This is a genomic window from Streptomyces sp. NPDC030165, assembly GCF_055573595.1.
Genome location: NZ_JBVIBD010000019.1, coordinates 14,628 through 31,188 on the forward strand (window position 1 = coordinate 14,628; position 16,561 = coordinate 31,188).

Here is a 16,561-nt window from a genome sequence, read left to right on the forward strand (position 1 = left end):
GGCGGTATGGGGACCGTCTGGCGGGCCCATGACGAACTGCTCGGCCGGCAGGTGGCGGTCAAGCGGCTGCACGTCTCCCCGGAACTGGACGCCGACGAACTGGCCCGCCGCAACGAGCGCACCCGCCGCGAGGCGCAGGCCGCCGCCCGGATCAACCACCCCAATGTGGTCAGTGTCCATGATGTCGTCGACGACGCCGGTCTGCCCTGCATCGTCATGGAGTACGTGCCTTCGGTGACGCTCGGCGACGTCATCAAGGAGGCGACGCTCTCGAACAGCTCGGTGCCGCCGGGCGAGGCGGCCCGGATCGGCCGGGGCATGATCACCGCGCTGCGGGCCGCGCACTCCGCCGGTGTCCTGCACCGCGACGTGAAGCCCGGCAACGTCCTGCTCGGCGAGGACGGCCGGGTCGTCCTGACGGACTTCGGCATCGCGGTCGCCACCGGCACGTCCACCCTGACCAAGACCGGCGAGCTGGTCGGCTCCATCGACTACCTCGCCCCCGAACGGGTCCGTGGCGGTACGCCGGGACCGGCCGCCGATCTGTGGGCGCTGGGCGCCACGCTCTACCAGGCGATGGAGGGGCGGCCCCCGTTCCGCAAGCTCACGGCGGTCGAGACGGCGTACTCCATCGCCGTGGATCCGCTGGATCCGCCGCGCAACGCCGGTCCGCTGACCGGGCTGATCGAGGCCCTCCTCGCGAAGGAGCCCGCGGACCGTCCCACGGCCGATGCCGTGGAGAAGGCGCTGCGCACCCCGGCCGCGTACACGGACACCACGTGGCTGAGCACACCGGGGGCGCCGGGCGCTTACGGCCATCCGGGAGCAGCGGGCCCTCAGGGCGCACCGGGTACGGCAGGCGAGCGGGACACCGCCGGGGACGGCGGCACCGCGACGACGGGGGGCATGACGTCACCGGTCCGTGATCCCCGTACGGCTACGGGCCCGTCGGCTGTGAACCCGGCCCCGGGCGCGGGCCCGAACCCGCCTCCGGCCGCGCCCCCCGCTCCGTCCCCGCCCTCCGGCCCGTACCACTTGGCGCCTCCGGCCACGGACGGCACGGCACCTACGGGCAGCATGGCCACCCCGGGGGCCGGTCCCGCCGACGGCACGGCCGTCACCGGCAGCATGGCGACCGTGGGCGGCGCGGCCGTCTCCGCCCCCGCCTCCGCCTCAGGGAAGAAGCGCGGCAAGCGCGGCCGGACGCTCGTGTTGAGCGCTGTCGCCATGGTCGCTGTACTGGGGATCGCGGGCGGCACCCTGTACGCCCTCGGGATCGTCCCCGGCGGGGGGAACGCGCAGGCGTCCGACGGCGGCACCCCGCAGACCGAGGGGCCGTCGCCCTCCGCCCCGAAGCCCAGCGCCAAGCCCACTCCGCGGCCGGTCCCCGCCGGGTACCACCGCGTCACGGACCCGGCGGCCGACGTCTCCTTCCCGCTGCCGGACGGCTGGACCCGCCAGAAGCAGGCGAACGGCAACGGCTCCACCTACCTCAGCCCGAACCAGCTCGTCGGCCTGCGGATCGAGGTGCTCGACTTCGCGAGCGTGGACCCGTTGCGGCACTGGAAGGACAACGAGCGCAACGCCATCAGCGAGGGCAAGTTCCCCGGATACCAGCAGCTGCGGATGCAGGGCACGGTCTTCCGTGGTCGGCCCGCGGCGCTGTGGGAGTGGAAGTGGTCGGGGAGCAGACGCGACTTCCGCGCCATCGACCTGGGGTTCGGCCGGCCCGGCGAGAAGGAGTACGCGGTCTACCTGTCCGCGCCGTACGCCGAGTGGGACCAGTACAAGAAGGTCTTCGACGACGTCCTGACCGGCCTCGTGCTGCCCGAGGACCGTAAGCGGTAGCGGATCGTCGGAGTGACGGGCCGACGGAGTGACGGGGCGACGGGCCGAGGGGGACGCCCTGTTGCCGGTCCGCGTACCGGTCCCGCACCGGCCTGTGTACCGGCCCCAGTACCGCCCCCCAGTACTGCCCCAGGACGCCCCCGCCCGTGCTCACCCCCGCCGCTCCCCGCATCGCCCCGCAGCGCCCCGTATCGAAAGTTACGGCCGGTTAGGGGTGCCCTCAGGGTCGACCCTGATGTCCCGCGTGCGTCCGACGTGTGACGATCGGTGTCATGACCACCACGCCGACCCGGCCCGAGGCGAGCTACGCCCCGGCGTCCGACCCCGACGACCCGCCCCTGCGCAAGCTGTACCGCAGCGCGGACGGGCGGATGCTCGGCGGCGTCGCGCGCGGGCTGGCCGGGCATCTGGGGCTGCCGGTTTCCTGGGTGCGGGTGGTGTTCGTCGCGCTGTTCATGGCCGAGGGCATGGGCGCGCTGCTGTACGCGGCGTTCTGGTTCATCGTGCCGCTGGGCGTCGGCGGCGTGGACGCGGCGCGGGCGAACGTGACGCGCGTCGACGCGGCCACCACCGCTCCCGGACGCCTGCGGTGGGTCCGCAAGGGACGTGCGGCCGGCGGCCGAAGGGCCGACAAGGGGCAGATATTCGCGCTGCTCACACTGCTCGCCGGCGCGGCCGTCGTCGCGTCGCGGTTCGAGCTGGGCCGGGCCGACGCCTACCTGTGGCCGGTCCTGCTGATAGGCGCGGGTGTCGCGCTGGTCTGGCGGCAGGCGGACAACGCGCGACGCGCGCAGTGGCTGGAGATGGGCCGTCGCAAGGGCCTGCTGCCGGTCGTGCGCGGTGCGGCCGGTGTGGTCCTGGTCGGCTTCGGCGTGACGGGCATCGTCGTCCTGCAGGGCTCGGTCCGCAATCTGGGCTCGGTGCTCCAGGCCGCCCTCGCCGTCCTGGTCGGTATCGCGCTGCTCGCGGGCCCCTATCTCGTACGGATGACGCAGGACCTTTCCGAGGAGCGCCTGATGCGTATCCGCGCCCAGGAACGCGCCGAAGTCGCCGCGCACGTCCACGACTCCGTCCTGCACACGCTCACCCTGATCCAGCGCAACGCGGAGGACGCGCGTGAGGTGGCCCGCCTCGCCCGCGCCCAGGAGCGCGAACTGCGCGTCTGGCTCTACAAACCGGAGGGCCGCGGCAAGGACGAGGAGCAGGAACCGGACACCCTCGCCGAGGCGGTGCGCAAGTCGGCGGCCGAGGTCGAGGACCACCACGGCGTGCCGATCGAGGTGGTGGTGGTCGGTGACTGCCCGCTGGACGAGCGGCTGAGCGCGCAGCTGCAGGCCGCGCGCGAGGCGATGGTCAATGCCGCCAAGTACGGTGGTGCGGGCGGTGCCGTGCAGGTGTACGCCGAGGTGGAGGGCCGTACGGTCTTCGTCTCCGTACGCGACCGGGGCCCCGGCTTCGATCTGGACGCGGTCCCCGGCGACCGGATGGGCGTACGGGAGTCCATCATCGGCCGCATGCAGCGCAACGGCGGCACGGCCCGGCTGCGCTCCGCGCCCGACGGCGGGACGGTGGTCGAGCTGGAGGCGGAGCGCCTGCCGGATGACGGATGATGAGGACGACGCCAGGGCCCACGCCTGAGCCAGCGCCTGAGCCAACGCCAACGAGGGACGGACGGACGACATGAGCAGCGACGCCGCACAGGATGACCAGACCGGCGGCCCGGCCCGTACGGTACGGGTCGTCCTGGTCGACGACCACCGGATGTTCCGTACGGGCGTCCAGGCCGAGATCGGCCGCACCGACGAGACGGGCGTGGAGGTCGTCGGCGAGGCCGCCGACGTCGACCAGGCCGTCACGGTCATCACCGCCACCCGCCCCGAGGTCGTCCTGCTGGACGTGCACCTGCCGGGCGGCGGCGGCGTCGAGGTGCTGCGCCGCTCCGCCGCGATGATGGCCGACCCCGAACGTCCGGTGCGCTTCCTCGCGCTGTCCGTGTCCGACGCCGCCGAGGACGTCATCGGCGTCATCCGCGGCGGCGCCCGTGGTTATGTCACCAAGACGATCACCGGCGCGGACCTGGTCGACGCGATCTTCCGCGTCTCCGACGGCGACGCGGTCTTCTCACCGCGTCTGGCCGGCTTCGTGCTGGACGCCTTCGCCTCCACGGACGCCCCGCCGGTGGACGAGGACCTGGACCGCCTCACCCAGCGCGAACGCGAGGTGCTGCGCCTGATCGCCCGCGGCTATGCGTACAAGGAGATCGCCAAGCAGCTGTTCATCTCCGTCAAGACGGTCGAGTCGCACGTCTCGGCGGTGCTGCGCAAGCTCCAGCTCTCCAACCGGCACGAGCTGACCCGGTGGGCTACGGCCCGGCGGTTGGTCTGACGCGGACGGCTTCGGGGGCCGGTGCGCTCGTAGCAGCACCGGCCCCGCCCGCGACGCCGCGGCCGGTACGCCCCGTACGGCCTGCCCGCCCCGTACGCCGCTTCCGTCACCCGAGCTCCGGTCCGAGGGAGCCGCCCCCGAGCGCCGCCGGCCCGGGCGCCAGGTACGGTTCCGCTCCATCTGTCCTCTCTTGCCGGCTCGTGCGTCGGCAAGTGCCGTACGGGGAGGCGGACATCGGGCCGGCGAGGTCCGGGTCTACGACGTGTGCGCGGCGGGGGAGGAGCGGAATGCCCGCCGGTAGGCGGAGGGTGTGGTGTCCAGGGCGTCCCGCATGTGCTGGCGCAGGTTGGTCCCGCTTCCCAGGCCGGCCTTGGCGGCGATGTCGTCCACGGGCAGTTCGGTCGACTCCAGCAGGTGGCGGGCGTGCTCCAGACGCGCTGAGGTGAGCCACGCGGCGGGGGAGAGCCCGGTCTCCTGCCGGAACCGCCGGGTGAACGTCCGTACGCTCATGTGGCAGTGCGCCGCGAGGTCCTTGAGGGACAGCCGCCGGTCCAGGTGCTCCGTCATCAGCGTCCGCGCTCCGGCCGTCGAGGTCCCCGCGTCCTCCCGGACCGGGTGCTCGACGTACTGTGCCTGCCCGCCGTCCCGCAGGGGCGCGACGACGTTGTAGCGGGCCACGCGGTTCGCCACGGAGCTGCCGTGGTCCTCCCGGACCAGGTGCAGGCACAGGTCGATGGCCGCCGCGCCGCCGGCCGAGGTCAGGATTCCGCGATCGGCGACGTACAGCGGGTTGGTGTCGAGGTCGACCGTGGGGAAGAGCCGCCTGAACTGCTGCGCGTAGCGCCAGTGGGTCGCGGCGCGGCCGCCCTCCAGCAGGCCTGCGGCCGCGAGGACGAACGAGCCGGTGCACAGGGACACCAGCCGGGCGCGCTGCCGGGCCGCACGCAACGCCTCCGTGACCCGGGGGTCCACCGCGCCGTCCTCGACCACGTCCGGGCAGCGGGTGCCGGCGACGATCACGGTGTCGGCGTGTTCCAGCAGGGTCAGGTCGCCCTGGGGCGTGATGCCGTACCCGTTCACCGTCGGCACCGGGGAGCCATCCGGGGTGAGGGTGCGCACCTCGTAGGCCGCGGTCCCGGCGCGGGTCTCGACCGCGGCCAGCATCTGGGCCGGGATGCTGAGGTCGAAGGCCACCACCGGGGCGAGGGCGAGAACGGCCACATGGTGAGGTGTCGCGACGGTCATGGCCCAATAGTTGCAGACCGTGGCCCTCGGGCCACTTCTGTGCCGCTCATGATCGGCAGAGACTGAGGGCGGTTCCGCACATCAGCACCGGGCAACACCCGGTCCGCACCCGGAAGGTGGCCACCAGCCATGTCCGTCCCCGCTGTCGATCCCGAGATCCAGACCCTGCTCGACACCGCCGACACCGGCGTCTTCCCCGTCTACGGCCTGGACGCGGTCCTCGCCGACCCCCAGCGCTACGCCCTCCTGCGCGCACACCCCGACACCCCCGTCGACGACCAGGTCACAGTGCGGGACCTGCACATACCCGGCCCCGGAGGACAACTGCGGCTGCGCGTGTACCGGCCCGACACCCCGGAAGACCTGCCGATGATCCTCTATGTGCACGGCGGCGCCTACACCTACGGATCCCCCGAGGCCGAAGAGGGACGTTCCCTGCGCTACGCCCGCGATGCCCGGGCCGTCGTCGTCTCCGTCGACTACCGCCTGGCCCCCGAACACCCCTACCCGGCCGCGGCCGACGACGCCTACGCCGCCCTGACGTGGATCGCCGCCAACCCTGCCGGACTCGGCGGCGACCCCGCACGCATCGCGGTGGCCGGCGGCAGCGCCGGCGGGAACATCGCCGCCTCCACCGTGCTGCGCGCCCGCGACCAGAAGGGCCCGCGCGTGCTCTTCCAGTCGCTGACCTACCCGGGTGTGGACGGCAGCCTGACCACCGCCTCGGCACGGGAGTTCACCGACACCCCGGTCCTCAACCGCGGCGCGCTGGAACTGGCCGTGCGGTACTACGCGAAGGACAGCCACACCGCCCCGTACGCCTCCCCGATCCGCGCCACCGACCTCGGCGGACTGCCGCCCGCCTACATCGTCGTGGCGGAGATCGATCCGCTCCGCGACGAGGGCCGCGACTACGCCGCACGCCTGTCCGCCGCCGGCGTCACCACCGAACTCGTGCAAGTCCCCGGCGCCGTCCACGGCTTCGACCTGCTCTTCCCCCAGGCCCGCATCAGCGAACGCAGCCTCACCGACCAGGTACGCGCCCTGCGCGAGGCACTCCACCCCTGACGGACCCGGCCATGTGACGGCCCCTCAGCACACCCGCCCACTCCTGCGGACTCACCGGCCTCCGCCTGCGCCGACTTCTTCGAGCACGGTGACGGAGCTTGACGTGCCCGGGCCACAGCTCACTTTCCCCGCCCTCGCCGGTACTTGAGCCCCGAGCTCCGGGGGGCGAGCGTCGAGCCCCTTCTTTGAGGAACGGGTGGGTTGGGACAACCCACCCGCCCTCCCAGCCCGCGCCCACCCGCGCAGATGACTTCATGTGACCAGCCTGCGACCGAGCGTCGTCAGGCTCTACCGTCGCCACAGCGAGTAACGGTTGCGCGTTGCGAGCAATAAACAACCCCGGCCGGTGCACCAACACCGAACCGGGGTCTGACCTCCAAGATCGAACCCGAGGCGATCCCGTGGCTGACGCCAAACTTACTACGGCACCCTGCGCGCCCGTACCCCCACACCTCAGCGCCGCCCCCGGCTACGGCAAGCGAAGCGCCCCGGACCAGGCACGTTCCCGACCGGACGACTTCGCCCACCTGCCCGAACGCGAGGCGTACATCGGAGCTTTCATCGACCGGCTCCCGAACGGCGCCGCGATGGACGTCAAAACGCTCGCCGCCGCCCAGCCCCGCTACGGCCAGCAAGCCGTACGCTCCGCGCTCACCCAGCTCTCCGCGGCCGGGCACCTGCGCCGCGTCCAGGAGACCGTCGGCAACGGCCGCTCCCAGTGGGTCTACCGCACCTACTTCACCCGTACGGCCCGCGACGACACCTGGTGGCACCGCTTCCTGACCGGCGACGGCGGCGCGCCCCCGCAGCCGGCCCCGCTGTCCCCGCAGATTCAACCGGACGAGCGACCGCCGGCTCCTGAAACCCCACCCACTCCCCGCTCGGTGGCCCTCGCCGACCCCCACCCGGCCCCACCGGCCCACTCCCAGGCGTACGCGACCCTCGCCGCCCTCGGCACCGCCGACCCCCGCATGCTCCTTTCCGCCGCCGAGTGCGCCGCACTCGAAGACCTCGCCGCCGCATGGCTGGCCCGAGGCGTGACCAGCGCGCACCTCATCACCGCCCTCACCGCCGGCCTGCCACCCGAGGTCCACTCCCCAGGAGCCATCGCCCGCACCCGCCTCACCGCCAAACTCCCGCCGGCCCCGCCCCCGCAGCCGCAAACCGGCCCTGCCACCCGCATCCTGGAGTGCACGGGATGCGGCGCCCCCGGCCGCCCCGAAGCCCTCCCCGGCGGCCTCTGCCGCCCCTGCCGAGGCGCCACCCCACCCCCCGACCCGACCGCCGAACACCTCCTCGCCGAACGCACCCGTCACTTCGCGTGCCTCTGCCGCCCCTTCACCCGCCCAGGCCCGGCCCAGGCCGGCGCACAGGCGTAGGCAACGGCAGGAAGCGGCAGACGAACACCGCCTGAACACCCGGAAAGAGCAGCCGACCCCCGTCCACCCTCGGCGGACGGCATCAGCAAGGCCGAGAACCACCAGCTCGGCGCCCCGGGAGCCGGACTCTCCGCTTTCCGGGCCCCGCACCCCAGGCGCCGAGGTGCCGGCCGCCCCGTCCCCTGGGGGTGCTGGCCGCACCCCGGCCGGGGGGTTGGCCCCATCGTCGTCACAGCCTCGCTAGGGAAGAGTCGACGCGATATCACCCGCCCCGCCCCGGAGGACCCATGAAGGCTGCGCTGTGGCTGCTCCTTGTCGTCTGCCTGCTGGCCAACGTGTACGTCAACGTGATGGTCGAGGAAGGTGCGCAACAGATTCTGCTGAGTGTCGCGTGCGGCGCCGGCGTGCTCGCCGCCGGCGCCGGGCTGTGGCTGAGCCGGGACCGCCGTTCCTGAGCTGCCTGATCGGCCTCCCGTCGGCTCATGTCACCGCACGCCGACGGGAGTTCCGCACAGGGCCTGGCCGAGGTGCGCGGCCTTGGCGTAGTCGATCGGGCCCAGCTTCGGGGTCGTGCCGTCCGCCTCCAGGCCGTAGTAGCGCACCAGGTTCGTGCCGAGGGACAGCTGTCGCCGGCCGTCCGGACTGGAGAGGGACATGGTCTCGGCGCCCGCGACCAGCCCGTCGTGCCCCCAGACCCGGCCGCACTGCGAATCCAGCGACATCAGCCCCAGGCCGTACCGCAGCCGAGGGCTCGCCGTCGGCACCGTGGTCTTCATCTCGCGCAGCTCGGCCCGGCCGGTCAGCTTGCCGGTCAGCAGGGCCCGGAAGAAGCGGTTGAGGTCATCCATCGTCGAGACCAGCGAACCGGCCGTCCCGGCCCAGGACATGTCGTAGACGCTGAAGTCGCGCGGCGGGTCGAATTCCCCGTGCAGGCCCTCGTACATTTTCGCATGCGGGCCGGTCAGCCGGGCCGAGCGCGGGAAGTACGTGTGCCGCAGCCCGGCCTTGCGTATGACGTGGTCGGTGATGTACTTCTCCGGCGCCTGGCCGGTGACCTCGCGGAGCAGCAACCCGGCTAGTACGTAATTGGTGTTGGCGTAGTGGTGCGCCGCGCCGGGCCTGCCCGTCGGGGGCGCTGCCAGGCCCAGCCTGGCCAGCTCGCGCGGGTCCCACCGGTGGTAGCGCCGGGTCTCCAGGTCTTCGGGCTTCTGCCAGATCGCCGAGGCGTAATCGGCGATTCCGCTGGTGTGGTCGAGCAGCATCCGCACCGATATCGCCCGGCCGCGCTCGCCGGGGACCAGGTCGGGCAGATAGCGGCCGATCGGCGCTTCCAGACCGATGCGGCCCTTGCCGACCTGCTGGAGCACGGCGGTGGCGGTGAACGTCTTGGTGATGCTGCCTATGCGGTGCTGGAGCCGCGGCGTCGTGGGGCGGCCGGTCCGCACGTCGGCGACGCCGGAGGCGCCCTCCCAGGATGCGGCGCCGTCCCGTACGGCGGAGTAGGCGCCGTACATGCCTGCGTCGTGCACTTCTCGCAGCGTCTTGTCCAGCGCGGCGCGGTCCAGGCCGGTGCGGTCCAGGCGGGCACGGTTCGAGCCTGAGTGGTCCGGGCCTGGGTGGTCCGAGCCGGCATGGTCCGGGCCCATGTGGTGCGCCGGGCCCGTCACCGCGGGCGGGGCGGGCGGGGTGACCGGCTCGGCGGCCGAGGCCGGTAGGGCCGGGGCCAGCAGGGCCAGCGCGACGGCAGCGGTGGTGGCGGCCTGTCTTAATCGGCGGCGGTTCCGAGCGGGCAGGGGTGGCAAGGGCGACAGGGGCGCCAGAGGTGGCGAGGGTGGCAGGGGGGACAGTGGTGGCAGTGGCATGGTGCGGCTCCGTCGGGTCGGGGCGGTGGCTCCTGCGAGCCGGTGCCGGTCGAAGATCCGGTCGGTGGTCCGGGTGATCTCTTCGCTCGCCTGTGATTCTGCTGAGCGCTTCGGCTCCCGGCATCAGCCTGTGGTAGGGCTTCGCGCACACGTTCGGATGACGCTTGTCAGGTTTATGTGACGCGACCCTCGCCGGTCGGCCGCCTGCCCCTCCGCCGGCCCGCTGTGACCCGGTCCACCATGCCCGTACGCGACGAAGTTTCCGCTCAAAGAAGGTGCGCAGGGGGGCAACCGCAGCCTGTCGGATGACCATCTAATCTTGCGGAGAGGCTCGCTGCCGACGGCAGGGCCAGAACCATGCCCACGCCGCACCATGCCCTGGAAGCGAGATCCCCGATGAGCCTGACGGGTACCCCCTTCTTCCTCACTGCGATCGCGCTGCTGATCGTCGCGGTCGTGCTGCCGTTCGCGCTGTGGAGCCGCCTCCGCGGCCCGCAGATCCTGCGGGCGCTGGCGCGCCTGGGCATGCTGCTGTTCGCGCAGGCCACCGCGATCACTCTGGTGTTCGTGGTCGTCAACAACACCAACAGCCTCTACGACAACTGGGACGACCTGCTCGGCACGTCCGACCACGTCGAAGCCGCCAAGGACCTCGGGCCGGACGGCCTGGGCGGGCTGAAGCTGAAGGACGAGCCCAGGCAACTGGTGAAGTTCGGGCCGCCGAAGGACTCGGTGGTCGGGCCCGGCGTCCAGGAGGGCGAGTTCAAGGGCCGGATCTCGGGCGTGAGCGGCGAGGTGTACGTATGGCTGCCGCCGCAGTACGACGACCCGGCGTATCAGGACAAGAAGTTCCCGGTCGTGCAGATGCTGCCCGGCTTCCCCGGCTCCGCCAAGTCCTGGATGGGCACGCTGAAGGCGCCCGAGCAGCTGAAGTCGCTGATGGAGCGGGGCAAGGTCAAGCCCTTCATCCTCGTCGCGCCGCGCACCACCCTCCTGGGCAGCGTGGACACCGGCTGCGTCAACATTCCCGGCAAGGCGAACGCCGACAGCTGGCTGAGCGTCGACGTACGCCAGATGGTGATCGACAATTTCCGGGCCGAGGACAAGGCCGGGTCCTGGGCGCTGGCGGGCTACTCGGCGGGCGCGCACTGCGCCGCCAAGCTCGCGCTGGCCCACCCGGACCGCTACCGCGCCGCCATCAGCCTCTCCGGCTTCAACGACCCGAAGCTGGAGCCCGCCTCGCTCGCCGGCAAGGACCCCAAGCTCCGCGTCGAGAGCAACCCGGTCAACATCCTGAAGTCGGCCAACAAGGCGGGCAAGCCGCCGCGTACCGCGCTCTACGTCTCCGGCGCGTCCGGGGACGGCTACGAGGCCGGGCTCGCCCTCAAGCAGCTCGCCAAGAACCCGACCACGGTCAAGGTGAAGCTGATCCCGCCGGGCGCGGGCGGCCACGGCACGGCCGTGTGGAAGAACCAGATTCCGGAGGTCTTCCGGTGGCTGAGTGGTGTGGTCACGTCCTGAGGGACCGCGGGGCCTGATGGTGGCCGGGCGGGGGTGGGGTGGCAGGCCCGGCCCCGGTACCGGACGGGGTTCCGGTCCCGGTCCTGGGCGCCGCCCCCGCCTCCGGTCCCGGCTTCGGTGGTGCGGGGATGCGGGCGGCCGTGACCGGCGCGTGCAGCCGCCAGCCCAGTGAGTGGTAGAGGGCCCGGCCCGCGGGGCTGGCCACCAGGATGCCGTGGGTGGCGCCCAGTTCGGCGGCGTGCGCGGAGAGCGCGTTCACGACGAGGCTGCCCAGGCCGCGGCGGCGGTGGCCCGCGCTCGTGCTGATCATGTCGTAGACCGCCGAGGGCGGCGTGGAGGCGTCGGTGACCGCGGCCCGGCCCCGGGCGGCGAGGTCGCCGGTCGCGGCGTCCAGGACGCGGCAGTCGATGATGCCGTTGCCGTCCTTGTCCACCGTCCGGACCGTGTAGCCGGCTGGGGCCCGGAGGTGCCGGTCCGCGTACTCGGACGCTGCGGCCAGCGCGGTCGACATCAGGAACTGCGGCTCGTCGAACTCCCAGCCGGGGGGCAGGGCGGGGGCGACCACCGCGCGTGGGGCGCAGACCTTGATCCACAGGTTGGGGGTGGTGATCGAGGCGGCGAGATCGCGCAGAACATCCGGGTCGGCGGTGGGGAAGACGTAGCGGCCCGGCTGGTCCGGGAGCCCGGTCTCGATGTGGAAACCGCCGTGTACGGGGACGGGGGCGGCGGCGCCGCGGCAGCGCGACCAGCCGTGCACCCAGTTCCGGATGAGGCCCGGCGGGAGGGGCGAGGGGGAGGAGTGGGGAGGGAGGGGCGAACCGGCCGTGTCTATAGGGGGGTTGTCTATAGGGAGGTTCATGCGGTCGATCTTAGAACGGGACGCCGTACGGGGCCGATGGGTTGCTGTGCGGGCCTGGGGGCGCTGTGCAGGCCCCTCCAGGTCCGTACGTGCGCGTCCCGGCTGGGTCAGGCGGCGGCCCGTAACAGGGGGAGCGGGCCGCCGCCCTTCCTCTCGGCGGGGACGGCCGACGACCGCCGGGGCGGAATCCGGCGGCGGTGGGGAGTCGGCCGCCTGTTTGAGGACGCTAAACCTCAACAGCGCGGAAAGGCGGCCGGAGGACAGGTATTGCTCGGGTTTGGTCCAGTGATGGATGCGGATGCCCACGCCGTACGCCTTCGGGGGCGCACTGGCGACGGGCTTTGACCGGGGCGCTGGGGGAGCGGCCTTTGCCGGATTTGCGGCGCTATGCGGCAGAACGAGCGCATGTTCAACGTGGTGCCGGTCACAACCTGAAAATGTTGTGACCGGCTCGCGCGGCCAAGTAATTTCCTCTGCGTTGCCCGATCAGCGCAGTGCGTGTTCCGAGTAATGCCTCAGGGGGATGCGAATTCGGGGGATGGGTGCGAGGGGGCGCCGGTAACGGGGGTAGGCAACGCTTTCCGAACGTTGCCTGATATCCGGTGGCCGCCCCGGCCGCCCGGTGGGCATCAACCGGGCGGCCGGGTCTCATGGCAGGCAGGCTCCTCGTGGGGCGGTTCCTCGCAGATGAAGGTCGCCCGCTGGAGTGTCGCACCGGGGAGTCCGCCATGGGCTTCTGTGATGACATGGGCGCGGATCATTTTCCCGCTGCGGGGATCCCAGAGCGGTCGCGGGATGGGGCTGATGGCGATGTCGCCGTTCTGGGCGATCCAGCGCGGCGTTTCACGATAGGCGCGACGGGTTCGGGGGTGGCGTTGGATGTCACGCTCGATCGCCCGTACCTGTCGGTCCGTGGGGTGCCGCTGAAGAGTCGCGGAGACTACCGCGAGCGACGGCATCAGCCAGAATTCGTGGAACGCTTCGAGGTCGTTCCCGCCCAGAATTCGGGGCGCGTCGGGGTGGAACAGTATGTACCTCTGTGTGTTCCGGGTGGGGTGTGCCGTGAGGTGGCGTCGGACACCCCCGAAGACGGCCCGGAAGGGAGGGTTCGTGAGGACGACGTTCCAGGCGAGGTCGTAGACGACGGACGGGTGGGCCAGCCCGTCGATCATCTGCTGGTACAGCACCATCATGGGCGTGTGCTGCTGTCCGCGGGTGACGGTGGAGGGCGGTAGCTGCCCTGTCAGGACGTAGAGAACCGCCAGACTCTCCGCGCTCATTTCCAGAGCGCTGCCCAGCTGTTCCACCTGCTGTGCGTTCAACTGCGCGGGATGAAGCAGCCAGTTGCGCAGTGTGCGGGGAGTTCTCCCCAATTTCTCGGCCAGGCTTTTGCGGGTGACGCCGAGCGCTTCCCGGGCTTCCTCCAGCAGCTGCCTGACCCTCTGGTCGCGGTCCCGCCCGGCATCGTCGGGAACCGTGGCCCCGGCGTGCTGCAGAGCGGCCACCCCGTCATGCGCTTGCCCGGCGGGAGGCGGCAGGCGGCTGCCGGCGTCGGTCATGAGGGCTCCTGCCAGTCCGTGTCCATGAGGGCAAAGGGCCAGGTTGCCCCGGCGCGGAGGGGGGCTGTCAACGAGGAGATCGGGTTCTCGCCACCGGTGATCGTTACGCGCGGACGTCGAGGCGGGGGCTGAGGGCCACCTCAACTTGGCATACGCGGCATACCGCCCCAAAGGGGGCATCGTCCAAGGGGAAGCGCAGCCCGAGGGGAAACCTCGTTTCCCCTTTCTGGCGGTTACCTGAGAACTGGCCATGATGATGCGGACGCGGGTGACGCGCCGTCAGGCGAACGCCCCTTTTCCGGGCGCGGCGCTGCGGCCGGACCGGCCGGTTGCCGCAGTCACGCGCGCCCCCTCGATCGAATGGGTTGGTGAATGAAGAAGAGTGTGGTGCGGGACGGACGATTCCGTTCCCTCGATCCGGCCGCCGGTCGTATGCGGGCCAGCCGGCTTCTTGCCGTCAAACCCGGCAGCACCCTCGCCGAGCTGGCTGAAGGGGCCGGTATCAGCATTGCCACGGCGAAAGACGTACGGGACCGGGTGCGTTCCGGGCGGGACCCGTTGCCGCCGAGGCTGCGTCATGCCGAGAACCGGCGCAGCCGGGCGAGAGCCGAAAAGGGAGTGGTGACGGCGTCCGGGCTTTGTGGCGGCTCACTGCCACGCAATGCTGTGACGGAAGTGGAGGCCGCGGTGAACGCATTGGTGAAAGATCCCGCGATGCGTACGGACGCCGGGCGGGCGCTGCTGCATCTCCTGCGCATGCACGCCGTCGAGGACGGTGGCAAGTGGCGGCAGTTGGCTGCCGGGGTGCCGGAGCATCGCGCCGAAGCGGTGGCCCGGGCCGCGCGGAGCTGCGCCGAGCGGTGGTCACGTTTCGCCAGAGAGATCGAAGGCGGCCGACGGCAGGCGTCGTGAGGGCCGGCACAGGCATACCTGAGTGCGGAGCGGCGATGTGTGAGGGCTACGATCCACCACTATGGACGTAGTAACCAAGGTCTTCGTGGGTCTGCACATCATCGGCATCGCCTCGCTGCTCGGTGGCTTCCTGACCCAGATGAAGCCGATGAGCGCGGGCACCGCGCGCTTCACGCCGGCCATGCTGCACGGCGCGCTGACGATGCTGGTGACCGGCATCGCCCTGGTCGGCCTCAACCAGGCCCAGGACCACTCGCTCGACAACGTCAAGCTCGGCGTCAAGCTCGCCGTACTGGTCGTGATCCTGGGCCTGGTCTACGTGAAGCGCGACGAGGAGAAGGTGGAGAAGCCGCTCTTCCTGGCCGTGGGGGTGCTGACGATGGTCAACATCTTCATCGCCCTGCTGTGGACGTGAGCGGCGGGTCCTCGGTACGAGAGGCCGCGGGGCACCTGCCCCGCGGCCTCTCGTACCGGCTGCGCGCCGGACGTCTGCGCGGGCCGCGGACGTTCCCGTAGGCCTGCGCGGGCCGGACGTTCCGTGTGCCTACGCGGGCCGGACACTCCCGTAGATCGGCATGTAGTAGATCGACTCGACCCGCACGCTCGCGCCCGGCTTCGGCGCGTGGATCATCTTGCCGTCGCCGATGTACATGCCGACGTGGCTGATGTCGTTGTAGAAGAACACCAGGTCACCGGGTTTGAGGTCCTTGGTCGCCACCCGGTCCCCGGCCTTGACCTGGTCCCATGTGGTGCGGGGCAGGGAGACGCCCGCCGCCTTCCAGGCCGCCTGCGTCAGGCCGGAGCAGTCGTAGGAGTTCGGGCCGGTCGCGCCCCACACGTACGGCTTGCCCATCTGCGCGCGGGCGAACGCGAGGGCCTTGGAGGCCTTCGTCGCGTACGAGCCGTCGTCGGCCGGCCCGCCGCCGGAACCCCCGCCGGCCCCGCCGCCCGGTGACCCGGTGCCGGTGCCCTGACCGGGGCCGTCGTGCTGCTTGCGGTCCTCGCGCTCCTTGCGCTCCTGCTCGGCCTGCTTGCGCGCCAGCTCCTCGGCCTTGCGCTTGGCCTCGGCCTCCTTCTTGCGCTCCAGTTCCGCCAGCCGGGCCTTCTCCTGGGCAGTCAGCCGCGACAGCAGCTGCCGGGCCTCGGCCAGCTTGTCCTGGACGGACTTCTTGGACTCCTTCAGGGCCGCCTGCGTCTCGGTGAGCCGCTCCAGGCTCCGCGACGCCTCGGCGCGCTGCCGTACGGCCTCGGCCTGCTGCTCCTGATAGTCGGTGACGGCCTGCTTCTGCCGCCCGGACAGCCGGTCCATGAGGTGGCTGCGGTCGACGAACTGCTGCGGGTCCTGGGCCAGCAGCAGCTGCGCGGTCGGGCTGATGCCGCCGCTCCGGTACTGGGCCGACGCGTAGATGCCCAGCTGGCGCCGGGCGTCGTTCATCTTCTGGGTGCGCCGGGCGGTGTCGTCCAGGAGGCGGTCGACGGTGCTGCGCTGCTCGTCGGCCTGCTCCTTGGCGGCGTTGTACTTCTGGGTCGCCACCTCGGCCTGGCGGTAGAGGCCGTCGACCTTCTGCTTGACCTCTTCGATGCTCTGCCGGGGCTGGCGCGGCGCGGCCTCGGCGGTCTGGGAGAGCAGGGTGACGGAGGCGAGGGCGGCGGTGGTGAGCCCGGCGGCCGTACGGCGGCTTCCGGGGGAGGTGAGTATGCGGGTGCGCGGCTTGCGGTGCGACGCCAAGGCCGGCGACTCCTTCCGTGGACCGCCTACCGGGTTAGCTGTCAGGTTCGGGCGTACGGAAGGGTGCCCTACGGCCCGTACGGCTGCGGGAGACGTTCCAGGGGCGGTGCCCCGAGCGGGTGCTCCGGGCGGTGCTTGTGAGGCGCCTCTCGTCGTGTGCCGTACCGGCCGATTCACCTCGGTGGTACGTGTGG

Annotated in this window: 14 protein-coding genes; 9 read left to right on the top strand and 5 right to left on the bottom strand. The window is 71.8% G+C overall.

Going from position 1 to position 16,561, the window contains the following annotated elements:
• The first annotated feature begins 6 nt into the window (after positions 1–6).
• The 3 genes from ACZ4Z1_RS30225 (at position 7) to ACZ4Z1_RS30235 (ending at position 4,233) form a co-directional block, all read left to right on the top strand.
• Positions 7–1,848: a serine/threonine-protein kinase gene (locus tag ACZ4Z1_RS30225; RefSeq protein WP_468489980.1), complete on the top strand. Its 1,842-nt coding sequence runs from the start codon at positions 7–9 to the stop codon at positions 1,846–1,848.
• Between the two features lie 272 nt (positions 1,849–2,120).
• Positions 2,121–3,458: a PspC domain-containing protein gene (locus ACZ4Z1_RS30230; RefSeq protein ID WP_468489820.1), complete on the top strand. Its 1,338-nt coding sequence runs from the start codon at positions 2,121–2,123 to the stop codon at positions 3,456–3,458.
• Positions 3,459–3,528: 70 nt separating this feature from the next.
• On the top strand, positions 3,529–4,233 hold the full coding sequence (locus ACZ4Z1_RS30235) for a LuxR C-terminal-related transcriptional regulator (RefSeq protein ID WP_468489821.1): 705 nt from the start codon (positions 3,529–3,531) through the stop codon (positions 4,231–4,233).
• Between the two features lie 255 nt (positions 4,234–4,488).
• Here the strand turns inward: ACZ4Z1_RS30235 and ACZ4Z1_RS30240 are convergent, their stop codons facing one another.
• Positions 4,489–5,478 carry a GlxA family transcriptional regulator gene (locus ACZ4Z1_RS30240; protein WP_468489822.1) on the bottom strand — a complete coding sequence of 330 codons (990 nt, stop codon included), beginning with the start codon at positions 5,476–5,478 and terminating at the stop codon, positions 4,489–4,491.
• 129 nt (positions 5,479–5,607) lie between these two features.
• On the opposite strand from ACZ4Z1_RS30240, the gene ACZ4Z1_RS30245 reads away from it, so the two are divergent.
• From ACZ4Z1_RS30245 to ACZ4Z1_RS30255, 3 genes are all read left to right on the top strand, one after another.
• Positions 5,608–6,546 (top strand): alpha/beta hydrolase, encoded by a 939-nt coding sequence (locus tag ACZ4Z1_RS30245; protein ID WP_468489823.1) that lies wholly within the window; start codon positions 5,608–5,610, stop codon positions 6,544–6,546.
• A 587-nt stretch (positions 6,547–7,133) separates the two neighbouring features.
• The gene (locus ACZ4Z1_RS30250) at positions 7,134–7,925 is read left to right on the top strand and encodes a hypothetical protein (RefSeq protein WP_468489824.1); all 792 of its coding nucleotides are present in this window, start codon (positions 7,134–7,136) and stop codon (positions 7,923–7,925) included.
• 287 nt (positions 7,926–8,212) lie between these two features.
• A complete protein-coding gene (locus tag ACZ4Z1_RS30255; RefSeq protein WP_468489825.1) occupies positions 8,213–8,380 on the top strand; it encodes a hypothetical protein in 168 nt (55 codons plus the stop codon).
• 30 nt (positions 8,381–8,410) lie between these two features.
• On the opposite strand, the gene ACZ4Z1_RS30260 is transcribed toward ACZ4Z1_RS30255, so the two are convergent.
• The gene (locus ACZ4Z1_RS30260) at positions 8,411–9,571 is read right to left on the bottom strand and encodes a serine hydrolase domain-containing protein (RefSeq protein ID WP_468489826.1); all 1,161 of its coding nucleotides are present in this window, start codon (positions 9,569–9,571) and stop codon (positions 8,411–8,413) included.
• Positions 9,572–10,183: 612 nt separating this feature from the next.
• Between ACZ4Z1_RS30260 and ACZ4Z1_RS30265 the strand changes: the two genes are divergently transcribed.
• A complete protein-coding gene (locus ACZ4Z1_RS30265; protein ID WP_468489827.1) occupies positions 10,184–11,308 on the top strand; it encodes an alpha/beta hydrolase in 1,125 nt (374 codons plus the stop codon).
• On the opposite strand, the gene ACZ4Z1_RS30270 is transcribed toward ACZ4Z1_RS30265, so the two are convergent.
• The gene (locus ACZ4Z1_RS30270; RefSeq protein ID WP_468489828.1) at positions 11,298–12,167 is read right to left on the bottom strand and encodes a GNAT family N-acetyltransferase; all 870 of its coding nucleotides are present in this window, start codon (positions 12,165–12,167) and stop codon (positions 11,298–11,300) included. The genes ACZ4Z1_RS30265 and ACZ4Z1_RS30270 overlap by 11 nt on opposite strands.
• Before the next feature lie 629 nt (positions 12,168–12,796).
• The gene (locus ACZ4Z1_RS30275) at positions 12,797–13,726 is read right to left on the bottom strand and encodes a helix-turn-helix domain-containing protein (protein WP_468489829.1); all 930 of its coding nucleotides are present in this window, start codon (positions 13,724–13,726) and stop codon (positions 12,797–12,799) included.
• A 372-nt stretch (positions 13,727–14,098) separates the two neighbouring features.
• On the opposite strand from ACZ4Z1_RS30275, the gene ACZ4Z1_RS30280 reads away from it, so the two are divergent.
• Both ACZ4Z1_RS30280 and ACZ4Z1_RS30285 read left to right on the top strand, forming a co-directional pair.
• Positions 14,099–14,638: a hypothetical protein gene (locus ACZ4Z1_RS30280; protein WP_468489830.1), complete on the top strand. Its 540-nt coding sequence runs from the start codon at positions 14,099–14,101 to the stop codon at positions 14,636–14,638.
• A 61-nt stretch (positions 14,639–14,699) separates the two neighbouring features.
• Positions 14,700–15,053, top strand: coding sequence for a hypothetical protein (locus ACZ4Z1_RS30285; protein ID WP_468489831.1), 354 nt, complete (start codon positions 14,700–14,702; stop codon positions 15,051–15,053).
• Positions 15,054–15,182: 129 nt separating this feature from the next.
• On the opposite strand, the gene ACZ4Z1_RS30290 is transcribed toward ACZ4Z1_RS30285, so the two are convergent.
• Positions 15,183–16,367, bottom strand: a complete 1,185-nt coding sequence (locus tag ACZ4Z1_RS30290) for a C40 family peptidase (protein ID WP_468489832.1) — start codon at positions 16,365–16,367, stop codon at positions 15,183–15,185.
• Between the last annotated feature and the right edge of the window lie 194 nt (positions 16,368–16,561).